Genomic DNA, 7680 nt, shown 5'->3' on the forward strand with positions numbered 1-7680 from the left:
CGCCACCCACTCGGATCCGGGCACAGCCTGAAGTATTCCCCGAGCGAGTGTTCGACCGAGCCTCGGTGGACGATCATTGGTTCATTCGTGCCGGGTGGGCCCAGCCTCGGCGGACGGCGCCCCGTTTGCGCTGAAGGTGGCGGGAGGGGTGGGTGCGGGGTCTTGCGTGTGACACTCCAGGCGCAGCATTGCGACCAGGAAACAACGCAACCCGAACGGACGCGTCCATCGACACCGACGCCGCGCACACCCATTTTCGTCCGCGACTACAATCATGCGTCGGGCACGGCGCCCCCGGGCTTGGGAGCACCACCGCGGCGGTGAGAAAAGCAATGCCAGGCGACACACGCCGCGGGAGATTTGGTCATGAACACGGGGTTTTTCATGTCGGAGTCGGTGACCGAGGGGCATCCAGACAAGATCTGCGATGCCATCAGCGACTCGATCCTGGACGCCCTGTTGGCGAAGGACCCGGGAGCCGTCCAAGGTGGACCGGTCCGCGGCGTACGGGCACTTCGGGCGGACCGACGTGGACCTGCCGTGGGAGCGCACCGACCGGGTGGACGCGCTGCGCGACGCCGCCGGCCCGTAGCCGGTGCCCGGCGGACGTGCCCGGCCGGCGCCGACCGGTCGAATGCGACTAGGTGTTGGTCAGTTGAGGCAGTTGGGCACCGCGCCGCGCGGAGAGCAGTTGTTTGGGGTGTTGAACGTCACCTCGCTGCCGGCCACCGTGACCGTACCCGCTCTGGTGCAGATACCGCCACCGTCGATCGCGGCCACGTTCCCGTCGAGGACACTCTGATCGGTCACCGTCACGATGCCTTCCTCGTTGTCGATACCGCCGCCGTTGGTTCCCGCGATGTTGCCCATCACGCGCGCGTGATCCAGCAGAATTTCACCATGCCGGTTGGCGATTCCCCCGCCGCTGCCGGCCGTCCTGTTGTGCAGCACGGCGCTTCCGCGGAAGATACCGAGCTTGCCGCCGTTGTTGAGGATTCCCGCGCCATCGGGCGAAGGCGACACGCCGTGAGGGAGGTCGCCGCCACTGACGGTGACCCCACCCAGGGCGAGCCTGCCCGTCGGGGCGATCTCGAACAGTCGGAAGGGCACGGCCCTGGCCGACCGCGCGATGATCGTGCGATAACCGATGATGATGACCGTTGCGGTGATGACGGGCAGGCCGTCCGCGCCTGCCGAGCTCCGGGGCACCTGGGGCACCTGGGGCACGGTGAGCGTGTAGGTGCATTGTGGTGCCACCCTGATGGTGCCGGATCCTCCGGAGTTGGCCTTCTGGATAGCAGCGACGAGCGCGGTGACATCTCCGCACGCAATGACCTTCCCCGATCGATCCGAGGGCGCCTGCGCGGCGGTCAGCAGCATGGCCGTGCCGGCCATCGCCACGATCGTGGCGAGATAGCGAGACAGGTTCGCGGGCACTGCCAATCACCTCCGAGAGTGTGGATATCGCGGCGCGCCGGCCGTTTCGTGCTCGTGCTCGCTCCGGGTGGGCCCGGACGCGGACCTGCCAAGCGCCGTCGCGCGCCGGGTGCGGTCTGTCACATGAGCGCCCGGAAATGCTCCACGGTCCGTCGCACGCCCTCCGTCAGCGTCACCCGGGGTTTCCAGCCGAGCTCGTGCGCGGCGGCGCTGGCGTCCAGCGCCGACGCCCGCAGGTCGCCCAACCGCGCCGGACCATGCTCGGGCGCATCCGGCGCGCCCACCGCGTCCGCCACCAGGCGATGGAGGTGACGGTCAGAGGTCTGCACACCGGTGCCGATGTTGTATCGGCGACCGCCTCCGGCGTCCCCGCAGGCCGCCACGAACGCCGCAACCACGTCGTCCACGTAGACGTAATCGCGGGTGTTTTCCCCGTCACCGAAGATGCGGGTGGCCCGGGAACGAAGCAGGGCGTTGACGAAGATGGCCACCACGCCGGCCTCACCGTGGGGATCCTGGCGCGGACCGTACACATTGGACAGAGCGAGGTGCGTGCAGTCGAGTCCGTGCAACTGCCGGTACATGTTGAGGTAGATCTCGCCGGCGACCTTGCTCGCCGCGTACGGCGATCTCGGATTGACCGGAAGGTCCTCCGAGATGGGAAGACAGTCGGGATTACCGTAGATCGAACCGCCCGACGAGGCGAATACCACCTTGCGAACGCCAGCCCGTCGCGATGCCTCAGCCACGTTGATCGTGCCGAGCACGTTCTGCCGCGCATCCACAAGCGGCTCTGCCACACTCACCCGGACGTCGATCTGGCCGGCGAGGTGGAACACCACTTCCGGGTGTACCGCCATCACCACGCTTGCCAACTCGCCGCTGGTGACGTCGACCTCATACAACGGACAGCCTCCGCTCGCCCGCGCGGCGGCGAGATTGCCCCGCCGCCCGCGACGGAGGTCATCGACCACGTGTACGTCGTGGCCCTCACGGATCAGACGCTCCACCAGGTGCGAGCCGATGAACCCGGCGCCCCCGGTTACCAGGGCGCGCACGAGCGGCCTTCCCCTGGTGTGCGGACCGCCGCCGCCCACCCCATACCCGCGCCAGCGGCAGCTGCCGCCGGCCCGGGAAACCGCGGCTGGCCGACAGACAAGCAGCCATCGGCACGGTGCCGGCACGAGGCTGCGACCGTTGTCGCCGCGCAAACAACGGGCGGCCACGGTGTCGCCAGCCCAGCCGCATGCTGGCCGCGAATACACACCAACAGAGGTCGAAAGGTCCTCGCATGCCGCCTCATCATCACGTCCTCACCTCGATCGCGGGGATGCAGACGGCCAGCACGACAGTCACCATCATCCGGACAAACGCGGCCACATTCGGTTCGTCACACGGAAAAAGAATGGGCAACTCATCGACGTAAAAGCGTGTCTCGTTTGGATGTTTGCTGGGTGAGCTGGGATGATCTTGTGCTGTGGTCGACTCGCTGTCGGAACGGTTGGTGCCCGACGACAGGCCGTCCTGGACGAACTCGGCAGCCAGGGGTTGATCGACTGGTCCCGCGCGGTCCTCGACGGCGCCTCCGTCAGGGCCAAAAACGGGGCGCGTTGACCGGCCCGAGCCCGGTGGACCGCGGCCAACCCGGTTCGACGATCCACGCCATCTCCGACCGTGCCGGCCTGCCGCTTGCCGTGGGCGTCTCCGCCGCCAACACCCACGACAGCGAAGCACTCAAACCCCTGGTCAACGCCATTCCGCCCATCCGGTCCCGCCGCGGTCCACGGCGCCGCAAGCCGGTCAAGCTCCACGGCGACAAGGCCTACGACATCCCCGCCCTGCGCTCCTGGCTGCGCCGACGCGGGATCACCCCGCGCCTCGCTCGCAAGGGCATCGAATCCGCGACCAGGCTCGGCAAGCACCGGTGGGTGATCGAGCGGACGATCGCCTGGCTGACCGGGTACCGCCGCCTCATCGTCCGCTGCGAACGCAAAGCCACCCACTTCGTCGCCTTTCTCATCCTCGGCGCAGCCATCACCTGCTACAAGAAACTCGCCAAATGAGACAAGTTCCAAGTCATGGCATGCGAAAAACAACCCAGGTTGTCATGCCAGCCAAACGAACGCCTTCTCCCGTCGGTGGGCCGCAACCCCAGCACCCGGCGGCCACGCAACACCGGAGGCTGGGAGACACCCTCCCCGGCAAGCACGGCACCACAGCAGCGCAACCAGCCCAGCCGCAATGTCGGCGACGTCGCGGCAGCCCACCTCAGGGCGAAACTGGCCTGTCGCCATGCGTGCCGGCATCGCCGATACAGCACCGTCGCCGATACAGCACCGTCGATGTGGCACCGCGAAAGCGCTGCGGAGGCGGAGAAGATGGCACACGCCCCCGCAGCGCCCTTCCGCCAGGCACATCGCATCCGGCAGCGGGGCAGGAAGCGATCAGACCGCCTCCCGCGGACCTCCGGCCGCCGAATCGGTCACCGCGCGCTGCCTGGCAGGTCAACGGCAGCGGTTTTCGCACCACGCATTCCGCACTGACACCCACACAGACCACGCGAAACGGCGGCGCACGCGCAGATGGCCGCACCGTCGCTGACCATTCCGACCACACGCACTCTGCCACCGCGGCTCTCCGTTCCTTGGCCCACCCACCGGCCAGCAATTATTGAAAGTAATCTGACTATGACTCTGTGTAATGGTCTGTCCGGGTGCAGCCGCTGCGCTGTTGGGGTCGACGTCACGGAGGTGACCGCCGCGGCACGGGGGACATCCCGCTCGCCGACAGCGGTGACAGTCGTGGGCCGGCGCGTCTGTGCTGTCGCCGTGTGCGGGCGGGCCTCGCGTCCCGACCGGGCACCGCCGGCGGACACGAGCGCAGTCGCAGCGACGAACGGTTCTTCCGCCGGCGGACGGTGTGCGCGAGCATCCCGCTGCGTCCACCCGTCGTCCGCCACCGCGCCTCCCTGGCCTTCGGGACCGGGTTCTTTACATCCGGATCCCGCATCGCGGCGAACGCGAACAGACCCGAGATCGCCGCCAGCCGACGGTTGATCGTGGTGGCGGCGTACTGGTCCATCCGACGGCCCGACATGGTCACCACGTTCGGCCCCGGTCGACCCGGAATCTTGGCCTCGCGGCACGCCCGCAACAACCGCAGCAGTACCTCCGTGGTCACCTCGGGCAGTGGTTGGTCCTCGACGACGAGCCACCGGCGGAAGGCCAGCAGGTCGTACCCGTGTCGATCGGATGGCCCTGGCGGGACCGCAGCGCGACGGCCCGACGGATCGCGGACTCCACGAACCGGGCCTGTTTCGATGCTGAGCCTTCCCAGCCGAGGATGGCACCGGCGTAGGCGTCGATGACGAACGCGACGTACGCCCTGCCAGCCGTTGGCCCGCATCAGCCGCTCCACGGTGGACCTCGCGACCGGGATACCTTCGCGTCGCAGGTGTGCCCACATCTTCACCGACCCGTACAGCGACTCCGGCCTCTTGCGGCCGTGCTCGTCGAGTTCGGCGTTGCGGCGCTTCAGTGCGCGGATCTCAGCCGCTGCTTCGCCGCTGACGCTGTCACGCTGCCCGTCGTCGACCTGCCGCTGACGGATCCAATTGCGCAGTGTCTCGGCGTTCATCCCCAACCGGGAGGACACGGCCTTGATCGCCGCCCACTCGCTCGGATAGTCGCCGCGATGCTCCAGCACCAGACGGACGCCCTGGCCCGGACCTCCGGGTCGTACCTGCTCGGCATGAGACGCAACCTTTCAAGAAAGGAGGTGCGCATCAACCCCGGGGCGGTTCGGGCCCTCTGGTTCGCCAGGTTCGCACAGACGCTAGGTTCACCCAGTGGAACGACTGTTTTCCGATATGTGGGTCATCCGCGGCCACGTGCCGGTCCATCCGGCCCACCAAGACCTGTCGAAATACACTCGTTCAGTCCTTACCGCTTACCCGGCCGTGGCGATAAACTCGCTCTTGCCGGCACAGGACTGCTTTCTTGGTAGTCACGCTCCCACAAGGAGATCCACATGAGACCAACCAAACTCCGCTTGGCTGGCAGGAGCGTAGTCGCCGCGCTCGTTGCGCTGCTGCCGGTGGTGACAACGTCCGCCGAACCCGCCTTAGCGGCCACCCGTGCATTCACCTACCAATGCCTGGGATCAACACCGCTCGGACTGGTCAACGGTTTCGCCTACCAGGACGTGCTCAGCACCAGCGCTCCAGCATCTGTCCCTGCCGGCCAGAACATGACCATTGTTGTCAACCCACGTCGGAACCAGATGCCCAGCGCTATCGACGACCGCCCGGTCGTCTTCACCAGCGGTATCACCCTGAAACTCCCCATGCCGACAAACTCAACGTTCGTCTCGGCATCGCTATCCGGCGGTTTCGGGACAGGTCCTGTCACGGTGACGCCAGCCTCGCCCTACCTGGTATTCAGCATCCCCGGCCCTATCGTCGGCGGCGCGACGTTCCAGCTTCCCACTCTGACGCTGACCGTCACGGCCGGCCCAGCCTCCTCGGGCCCGGTGATCTTCAAACTCGACGGTTTCACGATGCCCAATCCCGCTCTCACCTTCACCGCCCGGATCCAGGGCAGCACCATCACCGCGGACGTCCCGACGCGGTGCATACCGAATCCCAACGCCGCGCTCACCCAGACCACCGTTACGTGACCCTCGATGCGCCGTTTTCGTCACCACCACACGAATGTTGGACGAACCGCACGTTACTGATCGGAAAGCCGCGACACACATTTTTCGCGGCGCCGTATGAGTACCGTCATCACCCGCCGATCGAGTCACCAGTCCTCCCTCGTCGGCACTCCCTGCGGCTCTCGCGGCACGGTGCCCCGCCCAATACCGTGCGCGGGAGCCGCAGGCACACCTCGCCACCAGGCAGGCGTTTTCACCTGTGGCCCCGACAACGGCGGGGGCTGTGCACCAGCGGCGCCCCTGGCTGCGTGGCCGGTCTCCGTCGCGGTGGCATCGGCGTTGCCGATGCTCCGTCGACGGTATCCATCGTCCCGCCGTCGGCCGCGGGCGCCCGCTCGGCCCCGATGAGGTTGTGCAGTCGCCGCATGCAGCGCAACGCCAAACTGCGCGACCTCAAGGTTGTCACGTAACGTCCGTGCGGCGGTGTGTCGATCACCTGTGTGGGTCAGGTGATCATGGCTGGGGGTCGGCCCGTTCACCGGGCTGAAGGTGCGGCAGTTCCGCAAGCTGGCCCGTCGGGGCGGGGCGCGCATCGCCGATGGGCGGCCGGGACGCCCGTGGGGATTGCCGCTGGCGACCGGGTGCCGCTGGTGGCGATGTACTGGCGGACGAACCTGACGCTGCGGCAGGGCGAGCTGCTGTTCGGGATGGCCTGTACGGGGCGCGGAAGCTATGGGGGGCAGTTGAACCGGGAGGGCATCGGCGTGGCGCGGTGCACGGTCGAGCGGCTGATGCGTGAGCTGGGCATCAGTGGGGTGACCGCGTCTCGCAAGCGGCCCCGCACCACCCTACCTGGCCGTGATCTTCCCGATGACCTGCTGGAAGGTGACTTCACTGCGGACGCGCCGAACCTGCGCTGGGTCGCCGACATCACCTACGTCGCCACCGCGGCCGGCTGGGTGTACACCGGGTTCGTCCAGGACCTGTTCTCCCGCCGCATCGACGGCTGGCAGGTCGCCGACCACCTGGGCGCCGACCTCGCAAGACACTCGGCTGGAAGACACCTGCCGAAGCCCACAACGATCACCTACGATCACTCAAACCAACCGGTGTTGCGACGATCACTTGAACCGGGGCAATACACATCCATCCGCTACGTCGGACGACTTGACCAGGTCGGCGCTGCGCGCTCGGTCGGCAGCAAGGGCGACTCGTATGACATGTTCTACGGCGAACGCATCACTGAGAGCGTTATTCAGGCCGGCTTGATCACCTCAAAGTAGGGCAACGGCCCCGATCAGGTAAGATCGTTTTCCTCCCACAGAACACGACTTACAGGCGGGGCCGTTGCGTTACCAGTCTACTACAGGACTTGCTGCCGACCAGATCGAGGAGCTTGTTGCTCGCATTTGGCAGATCGTCTCCTGTAATAAAAAGCAAGTCTGGCCTCCGGTGGTGGGACTGTATCGCGCTGTCGTACTCACCTTGGTATACGTCCGGCAGAATCTGAACCAGGCGGCTGTGGGCGACCTGTTCGGAGTCAGCCAGTCGACCGTATCGAGAGTTTATCGATCCATACTTCCGCTG

General features: G+C 66.8%; 5 protein-coding genes and 4 pseudogenes. 6 read left to right on the forward strand and 3 right to left on the reverse strand.

Going from position 1 to position 7680, the window contains the following annotated elements; all coding sequences use genetic code 11:
* Nucleotides 1-366 precede the first annotated feature (366 nt).
* Nucleotides 367-474: pseudogene (locus tag FFT21_RS25595) on the forward strand (S-adenosylmethionine synthetase N-terminal domain-containing protein); the annotation flags it as partial.
* Nucleotides 475-651: 177 nt separating this feature from the next.
* Here the strand turns inward: FFT21_RS25595 and FFT21_RS25600 are convergent.
* Both FFT21_RS25600 and FFT21_RS25605 read right to left on the reverse strand, forming a co-directional pair.
* Nucleotides 652-1437, reverse strand: a complete 786-nt coding sequence (locus FFT21_RS25600) for a hypothetical protein (protein ID WP_137816489.1) — start codon at nucleotides 1435-1437, stop codon at nucleotides 652-654.
* A 119-nt stretch (nucleotides 1438-1556) separates the two neighbouring features.
* Nucleotides 1557-2495 (reverse strand): NAD-dependent epimerase/dehydratase family protein, encoded by a 939-nt coding sequence (locus FFT21_RS25605; protein ID WP_137816490.1) that lies wholly within the window; start codon nucleotides 2493-2495, stop codon nucleotides 1557-1559.
* A gap of 457 nt (nucleotides 2496-2952) precedes the next feature.
* Between FFT21_RS25605 and FFT21_RS25610 the strand changes: the two are divergent.
* Nucleotides 2953-3500, forward strand: a pseudogene (locus tag FFT21_RS25610) (IS5 family transposase); the annotation flags it as partial.
* A 1179-nt stretch (nucleotides 3501-4679) separates the two neighbouring features.
* Here the strand turns inward: FFT21_RS25610 and FFT21_RS25620 are convergent.
* Nucleotides 4680-5189, reverse strand: a pseudogene (locus tag FFT21_RS25620) (IS3 family transposase); the annotation flags it as partial.
* A gap of 277 nt (nucleotides 5190-5466) precedes the next feature.
* Between FFT21_RS25620 and FFT21_RS25625 the strand changes: the two are divergent.
* The 4 genes and pseudogenes from FFT21_RS25625 to FFT21_RS25635 all read left to right on the forward strand — a co-directional run.
* On the forward strand, nucleotides 5467-6114 hold the full coding sequence (locus FFT21_RS25625; protein WP_137816491.1) for a hypothetical protein: 648 nt from the start codon (nucleotides 5467-5469) through the stop codon (nucleotides 6112-6114).
* 498 nt (nucleotides 6115-6612) lie between these two features.
* Nucleotides 6613-6806, forward strand: a pseudogene (locus FFT21_RS25630) (helix-turn-helix domain-containing protein); the annotation flags it as partial.
* The gene (locus tag FFT21_RS30785) at nucleotides 6801-7376 is read left to right on the forward strand and encodes a DDE-type integrase/transposase/recombinase (protein WP_371856863.1); all 576 of its coding nucleotides are present in this window, start codon (nucleotides 6801-6803) and stop codon (nucleotides 7374-7376) included. The pseudogene FFT21_RS25630 and the gene FFT21_RS30785, both read left to right, overlap by 6 nt.
* A 64-nt stretch (nucleotides 7377-7440) precedes the next feature.
* The coding region (locus tag FFT21_RS25635; protein WP_137811991.1) for a helix-turn-helix domain-containing protein at nucleotides 7441-7680 on the forward strand (240 nt) is incomplete at its 3' end.

The sequence above is a fragment of the Gandjariella thermophila genome, from assembly GCF_005405885.1.
Classification (GTDB): Bacteria; Actinomycetota; Actinomycetes; order Mycobacteriales; family Pseudonocardiaceae; genus Gandjariella; species Gandjariella thermophila.